Genomic DNA, 19,002 nt, shown 5'->3' with positions numbered 1-19,002 from the left:
GCTCAGGCAGGCTCGCGCAGCAGGACTTTACCGCGCAGGGAGTGCGGCAGCGCCTGCGTGATCTTCACGTCGATCATCTGGCCGATCAGGCGGGCGCTGTTCGGACCGCCGTCGAAGTTGACGATGCGGTTGCACTCGGTGCGGCCCATGAGTTCGGCTGCGTTCTTGCGCGACGGGCCTTCGACCAGGATGCGCTGCACCGTGCCTTCGCGGCTGGCGCTGATGCGGCGCACGTTCTCTTCCAGCACCGCCTGCAGGTGCTGCAGGCGTTTGAGCTTGACCTCGTGCGGCGTGTCGTCCGGGAGGTTGGCCGCCGGCGTGCCGGGGCGCGGGCTGAAGATGAACGAGAAGCTGCTGTCGTAGCCGACGTCGGTGATCAGCTTCATCATTTTCTGGAAGTCTTCTTCCGTCTCACCCGGGAAGCCGACGATGAAGTCGCTGCTCATGGACAGGTCGGGCCGGATCGCGCGCAGCTTGCGGATCGTGCTCTTGTATTCCATGGCGGTGTAGCCACGCTTCATGGCCATGAGGATGCGGTCGCTGCCATGCTGCACCGGCAGGTGCAGGTGGCTCACCAGCTTGGGCACCTTGGCGTAGGTGTCGATCAGGCGCTGGGTGAACTCGTTGGGGTGGCTGGTGGTGTAGCGGATGCGCTCGATGCCCGGGATGTCGGCCACGTACTCGATCAGCATCGCGAAGTCGGCGATCTCGTCCGTGTCGCCCATCCGGCCGCGGTAGGCGTTCACGTTCTGGCCCAGCAGCGTCACTTCCTTGACGCCCTGATCGGCCAGGCCGGCCACCTCGACCAGCACGTCCTCGAACGGGCGGCTGACCTCTTCACCGCGGGTGTAGGGCACCACGCAGTAGCTGCAGTACTTGCTGCAACCTTCCATGATGGAAACGAAGGCCGAGGCGCCTTCCACGCGCGCGGGCGGCAGGTGGTCGAACTTCTCGATCTCGGGGAAGCTGATGTCCACCTGCGGCTGGTTCAGCCGATCGCGTGCCTTGAGCATCTCGGGCAGGCGGTGCAGGGTCTGCGGGCCGAACACCACGTCCACGAAAGGCGCGCGCTTGATGATCTCGGCGCCCTCCTGGCTGGCCACGCAGCCGCCCACGCCGATCAGCACACCCTTCTTCTTGAGGTGCTTGACGCGGCCAAGGTCGCTGAACACCTTCTCCTGCGCCTTCTCGCGCACCGAGCAGGTGTTGAACAGGATCAGGTCCGCCTCTTCGGGGTCCTGGGTTTTCTCGAAGCCCTCGGCGGCGCCGAGCACGTCGGCCATCTTGTCCGAGTCGTACTCGTTCATCTGGCAGCCAAAGGTTTTGATGAAGACTTTTTTGGACATAGGAATCACCCCCTGCGCCGCTGACGCGGCTTCCCCCTGGAAGGGGGACCGCACTGGCGGCCCGGCTGAGCCGGTTCCGCGGTGCGCCTGGGCTTTGGGGGCCTGTGGGGTTGGATGGGTTACTGGCCGGCGCGTTTGCGCTTCTCGGCCGCTTCGGCTTCGGTCAGGATCCAGACGTCGTGGACCATGCCGTGGGGCTCGACGGTGTAGTTCACCAGCAGCTCTTTGCCGACGATGGCGCTGGAGAGGACGAGCAGGTTGTCGGGGCCCTTGATGCGGGCGCCCGGCGAGAGCTGGGCGGCCTTGCCGTCCATGCTGATGACCGGCGGCTGGGTCACGACCAGGGTTCCGCGCAGGGCGCTGGCGGGGAAATTGCGCGGGGCGTTCTGTGCCTGCGCCAGGGAGGTCAGCGCACACAGGCCGGCGCCGGCCAGGGCCAGGGCCAGGGCGGTGCGTCGTGTGGCGAGGGAAAGGCAGCGGTTCATGGTGTAGATCCAGAGGCTGAAGGGGGCACGGCGGCGGTCGCCGTCGCGGGCGCCGATTGTCTCACGCAGTGCGGTGGCCGGTCATTTCCAGCGCACGGGCTCGATGTGCACGCTGCCCAGGTGGCTCGACAGCGTGAGCGCGCCGTCCTGCACCGTGGCTTGCAGCTGCATGCTGCGTTCGGCCATGGCCGCCAGCGCAGGCGCCACCTCGGTGGGCAGGCGCCAGACCTGCAGTTTGTCCAGGCGGGTCAGCTTGTTCTCGATGCCTTTCCACCACACGTCGGCGGCCGAACTGAAGGCGTAGACGATCACCGCGTCGGCCTGGCTGCAGGCCTTGGACAGGGGCTTGTCCTCGGGCTGGCCGACCTCGATCCAGACCCGCTTGCGGCCGGTGAAGTCGGTCAGCGAGGCGTCCGGATCGTCCGGGTCGGACAGGCCGGCGCCGAAGGCCAGGGTGCCGTCGCCGCCGCAGGTGTCCTGCAGCTCGTGCGCCTGCAGCGCCATCGCCACCAGGCGGACCATCATGCGCTCGTCGGTCTCGCTGGGGTGGCGGGCCAGGGTGAGCGCGTGGTCGGCGTAGTAGCCGTGGTCGATGTCGGCGATCTGCAGATTCGCCTTGAAGATGGTGGACTTGATGGCCATGGTCGCTCCGGTGCCGCAAGAGAATCCGGGCAAGAAAAAACCCCTGAAAACAGCGTCTTCAGGGGTTCCTTGTCTGGTGGCGATAGGTGGACTTGAACCACCGACATCAGCATTATGAATGCTGCGCTCTAACCAACTGAGCTATATCGCCGAAGCCCAGCATTATAAGCCCATTTTTTCGAAGCGCTCAAGCCCCCTTGCGCGACAACGGGGCCAGTTCTTCGCGGATCAGCCGGCCGATCAGCTTGTCCAGGGTGGCCACCGAGTAGTTTTTCACGTCGTGCACCGTTTCGCGGCCCGGCCCGCTGGCGGGGTCGTCGGCCCGGTCGTAGGTCAGGAACACGAAGCGGCCGCCGGTGTACTGGGCGATCTGGCGCTGGATGAACTCGCCCTGCGGGTCCAGGCCGCTGGCGCCGACGCTGAACAGCTTGATGCCTTTGCCCAGCGCCACCTGCATCGCTGCGTCGTAGCGCGGCCGCTCGGGGCCTATCTGCGGTGGCGCGTCCGCCAGCAGCACCACCATGCGGGTGGCGCCGTCGCCGCGCCAGCTCAGCCGGTGCACCGTCTCGTGCAGCGCCTCGCTCATGGCCTCGGGGGTGTCGCCGCCGCCGTCGGCCTGCAGCTGGTTGAGCACCTTCTGGAAGGCGCCGAGGTCGTCGGTGAAGTCGTGGCTGCGCAGCACGAAGGGGTCGGTGGTGTCGCGATAGGCCACCAGGCCAAAACACAGGTCGGGGCGGCTGGGCAGGCGCGCGGCGTCGGCGGCGATGCTGTGCAGGCTGCTCTTGAGCTTCTGGATCTCGTCGGCCATCGAGCCGGTGGCGTCGATCAGGAACACCAGGTCCAGGCGCGCGCGCTGGGGCGCGATGTCGCTGGCCAGTTGCAGCTCCAGCGCGTCCTTCTGGCCGCGGCGCAGCAGGCCCTGGGCGATCTGCCCGCCGTGGGTGGCGGTCACCTCGTACAGCGTCGACGCCCCGGCGTCGAAAGACCGGGGGTGCAGCCAGACGCGACCCGCGCTGTCGGTGCGCGCCCGCAGCAGCGCGCCCTGGGGCGAACGCACCTGCACCTGCGCGTCGGGCACGCCGCGGCCGGCTCGGTCCCGCACCGTGAGCAGGTGGCGCTCGCTGATGTCGCGCGCCTGGTGGGGCACCTGGGTGCGGGCGCGGAAAGCCAGGTACTCGGCGAAGTCGGCGTTGTCGTCGACCATGCCGGCGGTCACGACAGCAGCACGGTCGGGGCGCACACCGGAGGGAGTGGGGGCCGGCGCGACAGCCATCGCCTCGGGCGCGGTTTCCATCGCCATGGCGGCGGGTGACGCGGCCTTGGCCACCGCATCGCGCGAGGCGACCTCCGCGCGGGAGCGGGGCAGGGCTTTGCTGTAGCGCACGGAGGGTTCGGCGATCTCGGGCCGGCCGGCCACCTCGTGGGTGCGCATCGGGCGCTTGCAGTGGGTGGCGCCGGGCGGCGCGAAATCGGGCTGGGCGGATACCGCAGCGGCCGGGGCCGCCGCCGCTGTGGGCTGTGCGGTGACGGGCATACCGGAAAGCAGCAGCTGGCCGCCGAGCAGGGCGGTCAGCAGGCGGGACAGCCGGGGATTCTGGAGAGGCATCGTGAACTCCGTGGAGGTGGGTGATGCCACTGAAACGAACCGGCGGGCCGGACGGGGTTAAACCCCGCGAAAAAATCAGCCGTGCTTGAACACCGCCTTGCGCTTGTTCACGAACGCGTCCATGCCTTCCTTCTGGTCCTCGGTGGCGAACAGGGCGTGGAACATGCGGCGCTCGAACATCACGCCGTCGGCCAGGCCGCCTTCGAAGGCACGGTTCACGCATTCCTTGGCCGCCATCACGCTGGGCAGCGAGAACTCGCAGATCTGCAGCGCGGCGCCCAGGGCTTCGTCCATCAGCTTGTCCAGCGGCACCACGCGGCTGACCAGGCCGGCGCGCTCGGCTTCGGTGGCGTCCATCATGCGGCCCGTGAGGGCCATGTCCATGGCCTTGGACTTGCCGACCGCGCGCGGCAGGCGCTGCGTGCCGCCGGCGCCGGGGATGATGCCCAGCTTGATCTCGGGCTGGCCGAACTTCGCGTTGTCGGCGGCGATGATGAAGTCGCACATCATGGCCAGCTCGCAGCCGCCGCCCAGGGCGAAGCCGCTGACGGCCGCGATGACCGGCTTGCGCACGCTGCGGATGGTTTCCCAGTTGCGGGTGATGTAGTCGCCCTTGTAGACGTCGGCGAAGCTGTACTTGGCCATGGCGCCGATGTCGGCACCCGCCGCGAAAGCCTTTTCGCTGCCGGTCACGATCATGCAGCCGATGCCCTCGTCGCCGTCGAAGGCCTTGAGCGCGGCGCCCAGCTCGTTCATCAGCTGGTCGTTCAGCGCGTTGAGCTGCTTGGGGCGGTTGAGCGTCACGATGCCGACACGGCCCTCGGTGCGCACGGTGATCAGTTCGGGGGTGGCGTTTTCGCTCATGGTGTGTCCTCGGGTGGTGGGGGATGATTGACGTGAACGTCAACTATAGCCGCCCCGTTTTCGGGTGCAGCACCCAAGGGAAAACATTAACCGACCGACGGGTCGGTTAATGACAGAATGGCCCGTTCAAGAACGACAGGAGACAGGCTTTCATGAGTTCCTCCCCAGAAGACAGCAGCGTTCTCTATATGGAACACGGCGCCGTGGCGCAGGTCACGCTCAACCGGCCCGACGCCCTCAACAGCTTCACGCGCCAGATGCACCGCGACCTGTGGGCGGCGCTCGACCGCGCCGAGGCCAACCCGGCGGTGCGGGCGCTGGTGATCACCGGCGCTGGCCGCGGCTTCTGCGCCGGCGCCGACCTGTCGGAGTTCGACTTCGAGCCCGGCCCGGACCTCGTGCAGCGCGCCGATCCCGGCCCGGTGATCGACCAGGCCTTCAACCCGACCGCGCGGCGCATCCAGTCGCTGCGCATGCCGGTGATCGCGGCGGTCAACGGTGTGGCGGCGGGCGCGGGCGCCTCACTGGCCATGACCTGCGACATCGCCATCGCGGCGCCCGGCGCGAGCTTCATCCAGGCCTTCAGCAAGATCGGCCTGATCCCCGACGCTGGCGGCAGCTGGTTCCTGGTGGAGCGGCTGGGCCTGGCGCGCGCCATGGCGCTGGCGATGACGGGCGACAAACTCCCCGCCGCGCAGGCCAAGGAGTGGGGAATGATCTGGGACGTGCAGGACGACCCACTGGAAGCCGCGCTGGCGCTGGCCGAGCGTCTGGCGGCCATGCCCACCAAGGCCCTGGTCGCGACCCGCGCACTGCTGCGCGACGCGTCCACCCGCACGCTCGATGAGCAGCTGGACGCCGAGCGCGACACGCAGTCGGCCCTGGGCAAGACGCACGATTACATCGAAGGCGTGATGGCGTTCCGTCAGAAGCGCGCGCCTCAGTTCAAGGGGGAATGAGGATGACGCCGCAAGAACGCGCGACCAAGGTGGGCGAAACCATGTTTGCGGTGGATGTCGCGAGCAAGGACACCATGGGCATGGAGTTGCTGACGGTCGAGCCTGGCCGGGCGGTGATCCGCATGGCCGTACAGCCGCTGCACCTCAACGGCCACCAGATCTGCCACGGCGGCTTCATCTTCACCCTGGCCGACTCGACCTTCGCCTTCGCCTGCAACAGCCACAACAAGAACGCGGTGGCCGCCGGCTGCAGCATCGAGTTCCTCAAACCGGCGCACGCCGGCGACGTGCTGACCTGCGAAGGCGTCGAGCAGACCCTGCAGGGCCGGCACGGCATCTACGACATGAAGGTCACCAACCAGAAGGGCGAAGTCGTGGCCATGTTTCGCGGCAAGAGCGCGGTGATCCCCGGCCAGGTGTTTCCGGAGGAGGCAGGCGCATGAACCACTTTCCGCTCGAACCGATCGAGAAGGCCAGTGTCGATGAGTTGCGCGCGCTGCAGCTCAAGCGCCTGCAGGCCACGCTGCGCCACGCATACCAGAACTCGCCGGTCTACCGCCGCAAGTTCGACGAGGCCGGCGTGCATCCGGACGACTGCAAGAGCCTGAGCGACCTCGCCAAGTTTCCCTTCACCACCAAGAAGGACCTGCGCGACAGCTACCCCTTCGGCATGTTCGCGGTGCCGCGCGAGCAGTGCGCGCGCATCCACGCCAGCAGCGGCACCACCGGCAAGCCGACCGTGGTCGGCTACACGCTCAAGGACATCGACACCTGGGCGACGGTGGTGGCGCGCAGCATCCGCGCCAGCGGCGCACGGCCCGGCGACCTGGTGCACGTGAGCTACGGCTACGGCCTGTTCACCGGCGGCCTGGGCGCGCACTACGGCGCCGAGCGGCTGGGCCTGACCGTGGTGCCCTTCGGCGGCGGCCAGACCGAGCGCCAGGTGCAGCTGATCCAGGACTTTCGGCCCGACATCATCATGGTCACGCCCAGCTACATGCTGGCGATTGCCGACGAGTTCCAGCGCCAGGGCATCGACCCGCGCGAGAGCAGCCTGCGCATCGGCATCTTCGGCGCCGAGCCGTGGACCAACGACATGCGGCTGGCGATCGAACACCGCATGCGCATCGACGCCGTGGACATCTACGGCCTGTCGGAGGTGATGGGGCCGGGCGTGGCCAACGAGTGCGTCGAGACCAAGGACGGCCCGACCATCTGGGAGGACCACTTCTACCCCGAGATCATCGACCCCGAAACCGGCGAGCCGGTGGCCGACGGCGAGATGGGCGAGCTGGTGTTCACCAGCCTGACCAAGGAGGCGCTGCCCATCATCCGCTACCGCACGCGCGACCTCACGCGGCTGCTGCCCGGCACCGCGCGCACCATGCGCCGCATGGAAAAAATCACCGGCCGCAGCGACGACATGATGATCGTGCGCGGCGTCAACGTGTTCCCGACCCAGATCGAGGAACTGATCCTCAAGCGCCCCGAACTGACCGCGCACTACCAGTGCGTGCTCACGCGCGAGAACCACATGGACTGCCTGACGGTGGCGGTGGAGACGCGGCCGGGGCTGTCACCGGACAGCATCGAGGCGCGCGCGGCGGCCGAGCTGCTGCGGCACGAGATCAAGGTCTACGTCGGCTCCAGCGTCGAGGTGTCGCTCCAGCCCGAAGGCGGTGTGGAGCGCAGCCAGGGCAAGGCCAAACGGGTGGTCGACCGACGGCCGAAGTGAGTTCTGCCGGGCACTTGCGGATGTGTGGCCAGGCTGCTTTGTGTAGTTCTTTGGACTGCGGGTTAAACCCCGCTATCCGATTGGGAGCACGGTGGCTAAATTGATTGCCATCTGTTGAGGTTTCATGGACAAGAACACTTTGTTCGTCAAGACCGAGAAGGGCCGGGACGCAATGGCGCGCCGGGTGCCGGAGCTCGGTCCCCGCCTGCGGTCCATGCTGATTCTGGTGGACGGCAAGCGCAACGCTGCCGAACTCGACAAGCTCGGGGCGGGACTGGGGGGCGCAGCCGCGTTGCTGGAGCAGCTGCTGGCCCACGACTGGATCGCGCCTCATGATTCCCATGGACCCTCGGTCCAGTACGCGGCACCGCTGGTCAATGGCCAGCTCCCCGTGGCACCAGTGCCAGCTGCTGCCGAGGCCGGCATTCCCGCCCTGCAACCAGCGCCTGTCGCTTCCCAGCCGCTTGCGGGGTCGGTGCTGCCCTTTGTGGACGCCCGGCGTCTGGTGGTCCGTTTCATCAACGACGCCGCCGGACCCATGGGCGAGCTGACGGCGATCAAGGTCGAGTCCTGCAAGACGGCGCCCGAGTTGCAGGCCCAGCTGCCCCGCGTGCGCGAAGCACTGCAGAACTACCGTGGCGCGGCCACGGTGCAGCGGTTCGACCAGGAGATCGTGCCGCAACTGCCGCGCCACTGAGGCGGCCGGGCGCTGCTCAGCCGGTGGAGCAGCGGGTCAGCCAGTCGCCCAGGCGGGCAGCGTCCTCGACCGTCAGCCGCACGGCGGTGTCGTCGGCGGGCCAGGTCAGCGAGCAGCGCAGCAACCGCCCGTCGCGCGAAACCAGGGCCGTGAGCGCGCTGCGGGTGCCGCGCAGGGCCGCCACTTCGTCGAGCTTGCGCACGCGCCAGGCCTCGGCCGGCAGGCCGCGCCGCGCGGGGGCGAATTCCACGCCCAGCCACTCGTCGCCCGCCGCCAGGCCGGCCGCCTCGCCCGCGCCGCCGCGCAGCACGTTCTTGACCGTCAGGCCACTGCTGTCGGCTGCAACGCGCAGGCCTAGCGATTGCGCCAGCGGCGCCTTGTCGCGGTGCACCTTGGCGCCGGCCGCCGCCAGCAGGTCCAGCACCGGCAGGTCGGCCGTGCCGTGCACCCACTGGGCCAGTTCGGCGGCGAAACTGCGCTTGCCGAGCTGGCGCAGCACCGTGGACAGGTCGGACTCGCGCATCGGCCCGCCCTGCGTGCGATGCCAGAGTGCGCGCATCACCTCGTCCAGCGAACCGCGGCCTTCGGCACGCAGCGTCAGGTCCAGACACATCGCCACCAGCGCACCTTTGGTGTAGTAGCTGATGGTGGCGTTGGGCGTGTTTTCGCCCACTCGGTAGTAGCGGGTCCAGGCGTCGAAGCTGGCCTGGGCCACGCTCTGCACGCGCTGGCCCGGGCTCTGCTGCACCTGGTTGATGGTCTTGGTCACCAGCTGCAGGTAGGTGGCGTCGTCGATCAGGCCGGCGCGGCGCAGGAACAGGTCGTCGTAGTAGCTGGTGAAACCTTCGAAGAACCACAGCAGCTCGGTGTGGTTCTCGCGCGTGTAGTCGTAGCGTTTGAATTCGGCCGGCCGCAGGCGCTTGACGTTCCAGGTGTGGAAGTACTCGTGGCTGATCAGGCCCAGCAGCGTGGTGTAGCCGTCGGTGGCCTTGAGGGCGGCGGGCTTGGCGTCCTTGGCGCTGATCTTGGGCAGGTCGGTGCGCTGGGCGATGAGCGCGGTCGAGTTGCGGTGTTCCAGCCCGCCGTAGCCCTCGCCGCTGGCGTGCAGCATGAAGACGTAGCGCTCGTAGGGCGGTTGGCCGTCGCCGTGCCAGAAGCGGATCTGCGCCTCGCAGATGCGGCGCGTGTCGTCCAGCAGGCGCTGGCCGTCGAACCAGCCGCCCGCGCCGCTGACCACGAAGCGGTGCGGCACGCCGCAGGCGCTGAACTCGCCGCTCCAGAACGTGCCCATCTCGACCGGGCAGTCGGCCAGTTCGTCGTAGTTCTGGGCCAGGTAGGTGCCGAAACCCCGTTCGTCGGCCTTCACCGGGCGCAGGCCGGTGGCCACCTGCCAGCCGGCGGGCGCGTCGCCCGGCTGGATCTCGATGGCGTGCGGCTCGTCCTCGCGGCCGGCCACCATCAGGCACAGGCTGGTGGCGTTGAAGAAACCGCGCGTGGTGTCCAGGAAGGCGGTGCGCACCGAGGCGTCGAAGGCGTAGACCTCCCAGCGCAGGCTGAGCGTGCGCTGGCCGTCGTTGTCCACCTGCCAGCGGTGCTTGTCGAGCTGTTTCACCGCCAGCGCCTCGCCGCCCTGCGTCGCGCTCAGGTGCTGCAGGTGCTGCGAAAACTCGCGCACCAGGTAGCTGCCCGGAATCCAGACCGGCAGCATGAGCTTCTGAGACCTGGCCGGGCGGTCGATGTCCAGCGTGACGGCGAACAGGTGGGCGCGGTGGCTCAGCGGCTCGACGCGGTAGCGCAGGCCAGGGGTCGTGGTTTTGTTGCGGCTCACAGGGCTCCCGCGCCGATGAAGCAGCTCAGCGCTGCGATGGAGGAAAGTCGGAAGCGCAGCGTGAGCCAGGCCTCCAGGCCGGCGCGGCGGTAAAGCGTGCGGTCGGCCAGGTAGCAGATGATCAGCATGAAGCCCAGCCAGGCCAGACCCGCAAAGGCGGGCATCAGCAGCCCGGGCCAGGCCAGCAGCGAGGGCACGATGCCCCAGAGAAAGTGGTTGCGCTGGTGGTGCGGGACGTGTGGCAGCCCACGTTCATGGCGGCCACCGAGCCAGCCGATGCCCCAGTGAATGCCGCCGAGGAACGAGATGATCAGCGCCGCGTAGCCGGTCATGGCGATGGCCACCCAGGGCTGCAGGGCCACGTCCACCAGCCACAGCAGCGCCGCCAGCATGACGAAGGGGATCAGACCGGCCTGGCCCAGGGTGCGGGCCAGCGCCGCGTCGTCGGGGTCGTGCAGGGGCAGGGTCATCGGCGAGGCGGCGTCTTCGTGGAGGCGGGTTACTTGGCTTCGGCCAGCAGCTTCTCGACGCGGTCGGCGCCGATGGCGCCCGGCACGCGGGTGCCGTTGGCGAAGATCAGGGTCGGCGTGCCGGTGATGCGGTTCTTCTTGCCGAACTCCAGGTTGCGGGCCAGGGCGGCGGTGTCGCAGTTGGCGGCCGCCGGCGTCACGTCCTTGACCATCCAGTCCAGGAAGGCCTTGCCCTTGTCCTTGGCGCACCAGATGTTGCGCGACTTGTCGACCGAATCCTGGCTCAGGATCGGGTAGAGGAAGACGTGCACGGTGACGTTGTCGATCTTGGTCAGGTCGCGCTCGAAGCGCTTGCAGTAGCCGCAGTTCGGGTCTTCGAACACGGCCACCTTGCGCTTGCCGTTGCCGCGCACGATGGTGAAGGCGTCCTTGATCGGCAGGTCCTTGAAGTCGATCTCGGTCAGCTTGGCCTGGCGCTTCTCGGTCAGGTCTTCCTGGGCACGCACGTCGATCAGGTTGCCCTGGATCAGGAAGTTGCCCTGCGCGTCGGTGTAGAAGATCTCGCTCTGGTTGACGCGCACCTCGTACAGGCCTTCCATCGGGGTCTTGCTGATCTCGTCGATGGGCGGCAGCTTGGGCAGGCGCTCGGTCAGGTTCTTGCGGATGGTGGCTTCCTGCGCGAAGGCACCCAGGCTGGCGAGGGCCAGGGCGAGCGCAATGGCGGAAGTGGTGAGGAATTTCATGGGTTCGCCTGTGGCGTGAAGGTTGATCGGGGGCCGACAGCGGTTCAGGCCGTCTGGCCCATGGCCTTGCGGGCCAGCCAGTGTTTCAGCGGTCCGAGACGGTCGACGCCGCTCATGCCCCAGTTGCGCAGCGCCTGCACGCGGCTGTCGGTCTGGCCGAACAGCCCGAACAGGCCATCGGTCAGCCAGCCCATGGCGCCCACCTCGGCCTGCCGTGCGCGCTCGTAGCGGCGCAGCAGCTTGAGGTCGCCCAGTTCGCGCCAGAACTCGCGCTCGTGGACCACGCGCGCCAGTTTTGCCGCGTCGGCCAGGCCGACGTTCAGGCCCTGCCCGGCCAGCGGGTGCATGGCGTGGGCCGCGTCACCGGCCAGCGCCACACTGCCCTGCGCCGTCTGCGCGATCCAGCGCCGGGCCCAGGAAAGCTCCAGCGGCCAGGCCTGGGCCGGACCCTGCAACTGCATGCCGCCCAGCGCCGAACCACAACGTTCCTGCACCGCCTGTGCCAGCGCCTGGGGATCGGCGGCCAGCCATTCTTCGGATTGCTGAGCAGGGACAGACCAGACCAGCGCCACGGAGTTCCCCTGCGCACCGTCCAGCGGCAGCAGGGCGAGGATTTCTCCACGGGCGAACCACTGGCGCGCGACGCCGCCATGGGGCTGTTCGGTGGTCAGGCGGGCGGCCACCGCCTTGTGCGGGTAGGGGCGGACGTCGAATTCCAAGCCCAGTTCCTCGCGGGTGGCGCTGCGCTTGCCCTCGCAGACCACGGTCAGCGCGGCCGGCACGGGTTCGTTCACACGCTCGATGCCACCCTGGAAGCCGATGGCATCGGCCAGGCGCTTTTCCAGCGCCGGCACGTCCACGATCCAGGTCAGCGCCTCCACGCCCTGGTCGGCGGCCGAGAAATGGAGGTCGCCGCCGTCGTCGCCGTGCACCTCCATGCGGCTGACGGGCGTCACGGCCGCGGGCCCGGCGTCGCCGTCTTCGGGCCAGGCCCGCAGCGACTGCAGCAGGGCGCGGGCGCTGGTGTTGAGGGCATAGGCCCGAACGTCGGGGGCGGCGGCAGGGGGGCGGGGAGAAGCCACCAGCGCCACCTTCAGGCGCTCGCGCGCCAGCAGCAGGGCCAGGGTCTGCCCGACCACGCCGGCGCCACGGATGCACACATCAAAACGCCGCGCGGCGGCCGGAGACGGGGAGGGGAGAGCCATCCGGGGATTTTAGGAGCAGGCCACAATCCGGGCATGAACACCCTCACCGAGTCCCCTGTGGCCGCCGCCGACGTCCAGGCCCGCATCGCCCAGCTCTGGGTCTACCCCGTCAAGTCCTGCGCGGGCGTGCCGCTGGAGCAGGCGCTGCTCACGCCGACCGGCCTCGAATGGGACCGGGCCTGGATGGTGGTGGACGCGCAGGGCGAGTTCGTGACCCAGCGCGAGCTGCCGCGCATGGCGCTGATCCAGCCCGCGTTCAAGCTCGACCAGCTGGTGCTGCGCGCGCCGGGCATGCTGGCGCTGCACCTGTCGCTGGATGGCGTGGAGTCGCCGCGCCGCGTGCGGGTCTGGGACGACGAGGTCGACGCCTGGGACATGGGCGACCTGGCGGCGCAGTGGTTCTCCGACTTCCTCGGGCCGGACGCGCCTCAGGACCTGAAAAAACTGCGCCTGGTGCGCTTCGACCCCGAGGTGAAGCGCCTCTGCAGCCTGAAATGGACGGGCGGCCGCGAGTCGGTGACGCAGTTTGCCGATGGCTTCGGCGTGCTGGTGGCGAGCACGGCCTCGCTGGACGAGCTGAACGCGCGGCTGGAGAAGGCGGGCGAAGCGCCGGTGGACGCGCGGCGCTTCCGGCCGAACATCGTGCTGTCGGACGTGGAACCGCACGATGAGGACCGCATCGCCGGCTGGCGCGTGCAGGCCGAGGGCGGCGTGGCCGCGCTGGAAAACGTCAAGCCCTGCGCGCGCTGCCCGATCCCGAACATCGACCCGGCCACCGCCACCTCGACCCCGGCGGTCAGCGACGCCCTGCAGGCCTACCGGCAGGACCCGCGCCTGAACGGTTCCATCACCTTCGGCATGAACGCCATCGTGCTGGAGGGCGACGGGCTGGTGCTGAAGGTCGGGCAGGCCGTGGGCGCCGACTGGCAGTTCGACTGACGGCGGCCCGGCGCCGCTCAGCCGGCGCGGGCGAACTGCGCCCGGTAGCGGGCCGGTGTCATGGCGGTGGATTGCCGGAACTGCCGTGAAAAGTGCGGCTGGTCGGCGAAGCCGCAGTGGTAGCCCACCTCGGCCACCGACAGACCGCTGGTGGTGAGCAGGTCCGCCGCACACTGCACCCGGGCGGCGGTCAGCAGGCCGGAGAAGCACAGCTGCCGCCGGGCCAGGTGGCGCTGCAGGCTGCGGGCAGACAGCGCACAGACGCGGGCCAGGTCGTCCACCCGCCATGGGCGTCCGGGGTCGGCGCGCAGGGCGGTGTGCAAGGCCTCGAGCCACCGGTCGCCGGACGCCGGGTGAGCCTCGGGCGGGTGTGGGTCCCCGGCCACATCCGCGGCATCCCAGCGCAGTTCCCAGGTGTGCAGGGTCTGCGGCCAGGGGCCGTCGCGCCATTGGCCGTCCCGCCGCAGCCAGTGCCGGCCGCCCACCGGGCGGGCCTGCACCGGCCGCCCCGCCACCCGCTCGCACAGGGCGACCAGCAGGCCGAACACCAGCACGTCCTCGGCCGCGGTGGGTCGCTGGCCGGGCGACAGGGACAGGTGCTGCAGCCGCACGCGACCGGGGCCCAGGGCCTCCACGCGGGTGCGGTGCCGGGCATGGACAAAGCGTTCCAGCCGCTGCCACCGCGCCAGCAGGTCCCAGGGGTCCGTCGCGAGCACCAGCGCCCGCAGTGTGGGTTCTTCGGGCAGCTCCCGGATCGCGTCGCCGATGCGCGCCAGGCCCGCCGGGCCGATCGACGGCCACAGCCCCGCCAGCAGGGCGCGCTTGTCGTCCAGCGCCACAAGCCCATGCCGCGCCGCAACCGGCGGCGGTGGTGCGTGGCCCTGGTGCCGCAGGCCGTGGGCCACCAGCCGGAGCATCGCGGCCGAGGCAAAGTCGTTCATGGGCCGCGCCTGGCCAGCAGCGAGGGTTGCAGGGGAAAGCGGGTGAGGCGCACGCCGGTCGCATCGCGGATGGCGTTGGCAATGGCGCCGGCCGAGGCCACGATGGCGGTTTCACCGGCCCCGGCGGGCGGTCCGTCGTCGTCGATCAGCACGATGTCCATGGGCGGAGTGTCGCGCAGGCTCGGCAACGGCGCCTCGCCCAGGCTGCCGGCGGCGATGCGCGAGCCGGCCGCCGTCAGTTCGTCGTGCAGCACCATGCCCAGGCCCCAGACCAGGTTGCCTTCGCACTGGGCGCGCACCTGGTCGGGGTTGATCACGGTGCCGCAGTCGTGGGCGCAGCGCAGCCGGGTCACCACCACCGTGCCGTCGGGCGCCACGCGCACCTCCGCGAGCACGGCGGCATGGCTGCTGGCCTTGTAGGTGCCGCAGGCCACGCCGCGTCCGACGCGGTCGCTCCCGGCGGCGGGCGCTGGCGCCGGCACCCCGTCGACCACGGTGCGCAGCACGCGCGCCAGGCGCGGCTCGCCGATGTGGCGCAGCCGGAACGCCACCGGGTCGGCGCCGGCCAGGCGGGCGCACTCGTCGATGGCCGACTCGATGGCCAGCGCGTTGGGGCCGGCGCCCAGGCCGCGCCAGGGGCCGGTGAACACCGGCAGCCGCGTCACCGCGAACTCGGTGCGGCGGCGCTGGGCGCGGTAGGGCAGGTCGGCGCCGCGCGCCACGCCGCGGTCGCCCACCAGGTCGGCCAGCCGCTGCATCCAGACCGGCATGCCGGCGTTGGTGAACAGGATGTGGCTGCTGGAGAACGCGTGCCACCAGTCGACCAGCTCGCCGTTGCGCACACGGGCGCGGATGCGGTGGCTCGACGGCGGCCGGTGGAAGCCCTGCCGGTACTCCTGGGCGCGGGTCCACTGCACCTTGACGGGCGCGCCGATGGCGTGGGCCAGCACGGCGGCCTCCAGCTCCACCGTGCACAGGGTGCGCCCGCCGAACGCGCCGCCCACCCGGCATGCCTGCACGCGCACGCCGGCCTCGTCCAGCCCGAGGCTGCGGGCGATCACGTCGCGTACATAGAACGCGTCCTGTGTGCCGACCCAGACCTCCAGCACGCCGTCCGCGCCCTTCGCGGCCACCGCGGCGCGCGGCTCGATGGCGTTGTGCGCCGCCAGCGGCGTGTCGATGCGCAGGTCCAGGTCCCAGGCAGCGCTGCGGTCGATGGCGTCGTCGTGGATCTGGTTCCCCAGCCTGCCGCCGGCCAGGTGCCGGTCGATGTCGATCAGCCGGTCGATGTCGGCCTGCTCGAACGCGTCGTCGTGCTGCCAGCGGGGTGCCAGCGCGGCCTCGATCCGGTCCAGCGTCCCGGGGGTGCGCGCCACGATGCCCAGCCCCGGACTGAGCCGCTGCATCAGGCGCTCGTCCTGCACGAGGGCCACGAACCCCGGCACGGCGCGCGCCGCGGCCTCGTTCCAGCCCGCCAGCCGCGACGGCCGGTCGGCGGAAACCGGGGCGCGCAGCACCCGGCCGAACACCATGCCGGGCAGGCGCACGTCGGCCGCGTACAGCGGGGCGCCGGTGACGATGGCGCGCCCCTGTTCCAGCGGCACGCGCCGGCCCACGAGGCGGGCGCCGGACCGGAACGCGCGCAGCTCGTTCATCGGTCGGGGCTCGGCGCTGCGCACGCCCGTGGTGTGGCCGGCCGCGAGTGCGTCGCGCAGCGTGGCGCAGGCCTGCGCGAGCGGCAGCGCGAAGTCCTTGACCGATTCGCTGCCCACGGTGGCGCGCACGCGGGGTATGTCCTGGGTGTGCGGCAGCCGCAGGGTGACGCGGTCCCAGTCCACACCGAGTTCGTCGCAGGCCACCTGCTTGAGCGCGGTGGCGATGTTCTGGCCCATCTCGGCGCGCGGCAGCAGCAGCTCGTAGCGGCCGTTGGCGTGGCGGACCCAGCCCAGGGCATCCTCGTAGGCCGCCGCCGGGCGCTTGGGGATCACCGGGATGGCGCAGCCGGCGACAAAGCCCACGGCCAGCACACCGCCTGCCTGCAGGAAGTGCCGCCGCTTCATTGCCCGCTCCCGGTGGCCTGCGCGGCGCGCAGCACCGAGGCCCGGATGCGCTGCTGGGTGCCGCAGCGGCAGAGGTTGCCGGACAGGGCCGCGTCGATGTCCGCCGCGTTCGGCGAAGGGCGCTGCCGCAGCAGCGCCACCGTGGCCATGATCTGCCCCGACTGGCAGTAGCCGCACTGCGGCGTGGCCTGGTCCAGCCAGGCCTGCTGCACCGGGTGCAGGTCACCGTCCGGGGCTGCCAGGCCTTCGATGGTCTCCACGCGGGAGGCACCCACCGCCACCACCGGCGTGAGGCAGGCGCGTCGCGGCTGGCCGTCGATCAGCACCGTGCAGGCGCCGCACTGGCCCGCGCCGCAGCCGAATCGGGTGCCGGTGAGGCCCAGCGCCTCGCGCAGCACCACCAGCAAGCTTTCGTCCTGCCAGTCGGGCGGGACCTCCCGGACGCTGTGGTTGACCTGGATCTGCATGAGGGTCTCCGCGTGGTGAACACGCGTGCAATGTGCCGCACACAGGCCGGTGCGGTCTTGAACAATCGCGCCACGCCCGCGCCGACGCAGAAGGCCGCTCCAGGGCGGAGCGGATCACATGGATGCCGAGGCTGCCTATGAGGCGGTGGGGTGCCGGGTTGGCAACGGTGCTTCGACCAGCGGACCGGCTGGCCAGCGCAGTCGCTGGCCGGTGCGCGCGGCCAGCGACTCGATGTCGTCCGGGCTGTCCACGTCGGTCCGGTAGCGCGTGTTGGTGGTGGCCCAGCGGTGCACGGCCTGCGGGTGGGCCTGCTGCCATTGCCTGCAGCCCACGCGCGCCTCGCTGGCCAGGATCTGTTCGCGCACTGTCTGGCTGAACACCACCGGGTTGCCGGGCAGGCCGTCCACCGTGGGCTGCACGACCTCGGTGTCGGCGGGCCGCATCCGGTAGGCGCCGATCAGGTCGCGGATGTCCTGCGAATGGATCAGGGGCTGGTCGGCCAGGGCCACCAGCACGGCGTCGATCTGGCCGGGCAGCGCCTGCAGGCCCAGCCGCAGCGACGAGATCTGGCCTGCGTCCGGGTCGGGGTTGTGCGCCAGCGTGACCGGGAAGTCGCGTACCACCGGTTCGATGCGGTCGGCGTAGTGGCCCAGCACCACCACCAGCTCGTCCGCACCCGCGCCCGAAAGCGCGGTCAGCAGGCGCCGGATCAGCGGCACCCCGTCCAGTTCCAGCAGGCACTTGGGTTGGTGGCCCATGCGCGAGGCCGACCCAGCCGCCAGCAGCACCGCGCCGATGCGCGGGGGTGGCGGGTGGTGTGGCAAGGGGGACGTTGCGGGGATGGCCATGGGCGTCCAGATTAACCGTTTCAGGCCCGTCGCTTACACTTTCGGGTTGATTTTTCGAGGTATTCCATGAGTCTCCAATGCGGCATCGTCGGCCTGCCCAACGTCGGCAAGTCCACCCTTTTCAACGCCCTGACCAAGGCCGGCATCGCCGCTGAAAACTACCCCTTCTGCACCATCGAGCCCAACACCGGCGTGGTGGAAGTGCCCGATCCGCGCCTGGCCCAGCTGGCCGAGATCGTCCAGCCCGAGCGCGTGGTGCCCGCCATCGTGGAGTTCGTGGACATCGCCGGCCTGGTGGCCGGTGCCAGCACCGGCGAAGGCCTGGGCAACAAGTTCCTGGCCCACATCCGCGAGACCGACGCCATCGTCAACGTGGTGCGCTGCTTCGAAGACCCGAACGTGATCCACGTCGCCAACAAGGTCGACCCGATCGCCGACATCGAGGTGATCCAGACCGAGCTCTGCCTGGCCGACCTGGCCTCGGTGGAAAAAGCCATCCACCGCATCAGCAAGGTGGCGCGCGCGGGCGACAAGGAAGCCATCAAGCAGCTGGCCATCCTGGAAAAGTGCCAGACCGCGCTCAACGACACCCAGCCGGTGCGCACCATCGACTTCAGCAAGGAAGAACGCGCCCAGCTCAAGCAGTTCTTCCTGATCACCGCCAAGCCGGCCATGTTCGTGGCCAACGTGTCGGAAGACGGTTTCGAGAACAACCCCTTCCTGGACCGCCTCAAGGCCTTCGCCGAGAAACAGAACGCGCCCGTGGTCGCCATCTGCGCCAAGATCGAAGCCGAACTCTCCGAGATGGACGACGCCGACCGGCTGGAATTCCTCAAGGAACTGGGCCAGGACGAGCCGGGCCTGAACCGCCTGATCCGCGCCGCCTACAAGCTGCTGGGCCTGCAGACCTACTTCACCGCAGGCGTGAAGGAAGTGCGCGCCTGGACCATCCACGTCGGCGACACCGGCCCGCAGGCGGCCGGCGTGATCCACACCGACTTCGAGAAGGGCTACATCCGCGCCCAGACCATTGCCTTCGACGACTTCATCGCCTACAAGGGCGAGCAGGGCGCGAAGGATGCCGGCAAGATGCGCGCCGAGGGCAAGGACTACGTCGTCAAGGACGGCGACGTGATGAACTTCCTGTTCTCGTCCTAATCTCTGAC

General features: G+C 69.8%; 19 protein-coding genes and 1 tRNA gene. 6 read left to right on the top strand and 14 right to left on the bottom strand.

Annotated features, from left to right (window positions below; genetic code table 11):
- Positions 1-2: 2 nt before the first annotated feature.
- The 6 genes from miaB to DD542_RS06440 form a co-directional block, all read right to left on the bottom strand.
- The gene (miaB, locus tag DD542_RS06465; RefSeq protein ID WP_127804542.1) at positions 3-1,346 is read right to left on the bottom strand and encodes a tRNA (N6-isopentenyl adenosine(37)-C2)-methylthiotransferase MiaB; all 1,344 of its coding nucleotides are present in this window, start codon (positions 1,344-1,346) and stop codon (positions 3-5) included.
- Positions 1,347-1,465: 119 nt separating this feature from the next.
- Positions 1,466-1,831: a hypothetical protein gene (locus tag DD542_RS06460; protein ID WP_241559693.1), complete on the bottom strand. Its 366-nt coding sequence runs from the start codon at positions 1,829-1,831 to the stop codon at positions 1,466-1,468.
- Between the two features lie 81 nt (positions 1,832-1,912).
- Positions 1,913-2,473 carry a YaeQ family protein gene (locus DD542_RS06455; protein ID WP_066158810.1) on the bottom strand — a complete coding sequence of 187 codons (561 nt, stop codon included), beginning with the start codon at positions 2,471-2,473 and terminating at the stop codon, positions 1,913-1,915.
- 74 nt (positions 2,474-2,547) lie between these two features.
- Positions 2,548-2,624 (bottom strand) — tRNA-Met (locus tag DD542_RS06450).
- 36 nt (positions 2,625-2,660) lie between these two features.
- Positions 2,661-4,079 (bottom strand): VWA domain-containing protein, encoded by a 1,419-nt coding sequence (locus DD542_RS06445; RefSeq protein WP_127804540.1) that lies wholly within the window; start codon positions 4,077-4,079, stop codon positions 2,661-2,663.
- Between the two features lie 75 nt (positions 4,080-4,154).
- Positions 4,155-4,943, bottom strand: coding sequence for an enoyl-CoA hydratase (locus DD542_RS06440; RefSeq protein ID WP_127804538.1), 789 nt, complete (start codon positions 4,941-4,943; stop codon positions 4,155-4,157).
- A 152-nt stretch (positions 4,944-5,095) separates the two neighbouring features.
- On the opposite strand from DD542_RS06440, the gene DD542_RS06435 reads away from it, so the two are divergent.
- The 4 genes from DD542_RS06435 to DD542_RS06420 all read left to right on the top strand — a co-directional run bounded on the left by DD542_RS06435 (position 5,096) and on the right by DD542_RS06420 (position 8,334).
- On the top strand, positions 5,096-5,902 hold the full coding sequence (locus tag DD542_RS06435; protein ID WP_127804536.1) for an enoyl-CoA hydratase-related protein: 807 nt from the start codon (positions 5,096-5,098) through the stop codon (positions 5,900-5,902).
- Between the two features lie 2 nt (positions 5,903-5,904).
- Entirely contained in the window at positions 5,905-6,345 is a 441-nt protein-coding gene (gene paaI, locus DD542_RS06430) for a hydroxyphenylacetyl-CoA thioesterase PaaI (RefSeq protein ID WP_079364478.1), read from the top strand.
- A complete protein-coding gene (paaK, locus tag DD542_RS06425; RefSeq protein WP_127804534.1) occupies positions 6,342-7,637 on the top strand; it encodes a phenylacetate--CoA ligase PaaK in 1,296 nt (431 codons plus the stop codon). The genes paaI and paaK overlap by 4 nt, the downstream gene beginning before the upstream one ends.
- Before the next feature lie 124 nt (positions 7,638-7,761).
- Positions 7,762-8,334 carry a hypothetical protein gene (locus tag DD542_RS06420; protein ID WP_079364480.1) on the top strand — a complete coding sequence of 191 codons (573 nt, stop codon included), beginning with the start codon at positions 7,762-7,764 and terminating at the stop codon, positions 8,332-8,334.
- Between the two features lie 16 nt (positions 8,335-8,350).
- On the opposite strand, the gene DD542_RS06415 is transcribed toward DD542_RS06420, so the two are convergent.
- Genes DD542_RS06415 through DD542_RS06400 form a run of 4 tightly spaced genes read right to left on the bottom strand, consistent with a single transcriptional unit; the run spans position 8,351 to position 12,580 of the window.
- Complete coding sequence (locus tag DD542_RS06415; RefSeq protein WP_127804532.1) at positions 8,351-10,162, bottom strand: M61 family metallopeptidase; 1,812 nt, start codon at positions 10,160-10,162, stop codon at positions 8,351-8,353.
- Complete coding sequence (locus DD542_RS06410; RefSeq protein WP_127804530.1) at positions 10,159-10,632, bottom strand: DUF3429 domain-containing protein; 474 nt, start codon at positions 10,630-10,632, stop codon at positions 10,159-10,161. Before DD542_RS06410 ends, DD542_RS06415 begins: the two co-directional genes overlap by 4 nt.
- Before the next feature lie 29 nt (positions 10,633-10,661).
- Positions 10,662-11,375 (bottom strand): DsbC family protein, encoded by a 714-nt coding sequence (locus DD542_RS06405; RefSeq protein WP_079364482.1) that lies wholly within the window; start codon positions 11,373-11,375, stop codon positions 10,662-10,664.
- 44 nt (positions 11,376-11,419) lie between these two features.
- On the bottom strand, positions 11,420-12,580 hold the full coding sequence (locus DD542_RS06400; RefSeq protein WP_127804528.1) for an FAD-dependent monooxygenase: 1,161 nt from the start codon (positions 12,578-12,580) through the stop codon (positions 11,420-11,422).
- A 33-nt stretch (positions 12,581-12,613) separates the two neighbouring features.
- Between DD542_RS06400 and DD542_RS06395 the strand changes: the two genes are divergently transcribed.
- A complete protein-coding gene (locus tag DD542_RS06395) occupies positions 12,614-13,519 on the top strand; it encodes an MOSC N-terminal beta barrel domain-containing protein (RefSeq protein ID WP_127804526.1) in 906 nt (301 codons plus the stop codon).
- A 17-nt stretch (positions 13,520-13,536) separates the two neighbouring features.
- Here DD542_RS06395 and DD542_RS06390 read toward each other — a convergent pair whose 3' ends face one another.
- The 4 genes from DD542_RS06390 to DD542_RS06375 all read right to left on the bottom strand — a co-directional run bounded on the left by DD542_RS06390 (position 13,537) and on the right by DD542_RS06375 (position 17,836).
- Complete coding sequence (locus DD542_RS06390) at positions 13,537-14,460, bottom strand: AraC family transcriptional regulator (RefSeq protein WP_127804524.1); 924 nt, start codon at positions 14,458-14,460, stop codon at positions 13,537-13,539.
- Positions 14,457-16,520, bottom strand: a complete 2,064-nt coding sequence (locus DD542_RS06385) for a molybdopterin cofactor-binding domain-containing protein (protein ID WP_127804522.1) — start codon at positions 16,518-16,520, stop codon at positions 14,457-14,459. Before DD542_RS06385 ends, DD542_RS06390 begins: the two co-directional genes overlap by 4 nt.
- On the bottom strand, positions 16,517-16,987 hold the full coding sequence (locus DD542_RS06380) for a (2Fe-2S)-binding protein (RefSeq protein WP_127804520.1): 471 nt from the start codon (positions 16,985-16,987) through the stop codon (positions 16,517-16,519). The genes DD542_RS06385 and DD542_RS06380 overlap by 4 nt, the downstream gene beginning before the upstream one ends.
- Before the next feature lie 135 nt (positions 16,988-17,122).
- Positions 17,123-17,836, bottom strand: a complete 714-nt coding sequence (locus DD542_RS06375) for a nucleotidyltransferase family protein (protein ID WP_066158766.1) — start codon at positions 17,834-17,836, stop codon at positions 17,123-17,125.
- Between the two features lie 66 nt (positions 17,837-17,902).
- Between DD542_RS06375 and ychF the strand changes: the two genes are divergently transcribed.
- A complete protein-coding gene (gene ychF / locus DD542_RS06370) occupies positions 17,903-18,994 on the top strand; it encodes a redox-regulated ATPase YchF (RefSeq protein WP_066158763.1) in 1,092 nt (363 codons plus the stop codon).
- The last annotated feature ends 8 nt before the right edge of the window (positions 18,995-19,002 follow it).

This window comes from Hydrogenophaga sp. NH-16, assembly GCF_004006415.1.
In the GTDB taxonomy this organism is placed as follows: Bacteria; Pseudomonadota; Gammaproteobacteria; order Burkholderiales; family Burkholderiaceae_C; genus Hydrogenophaga; species Hydrogenophaga pseudoflava.
The sequence above is the reverse complement of the archived record's forward strand: the minus strand, read 5'-3'. Positions and strand labels throughout refer to the sequence as shown.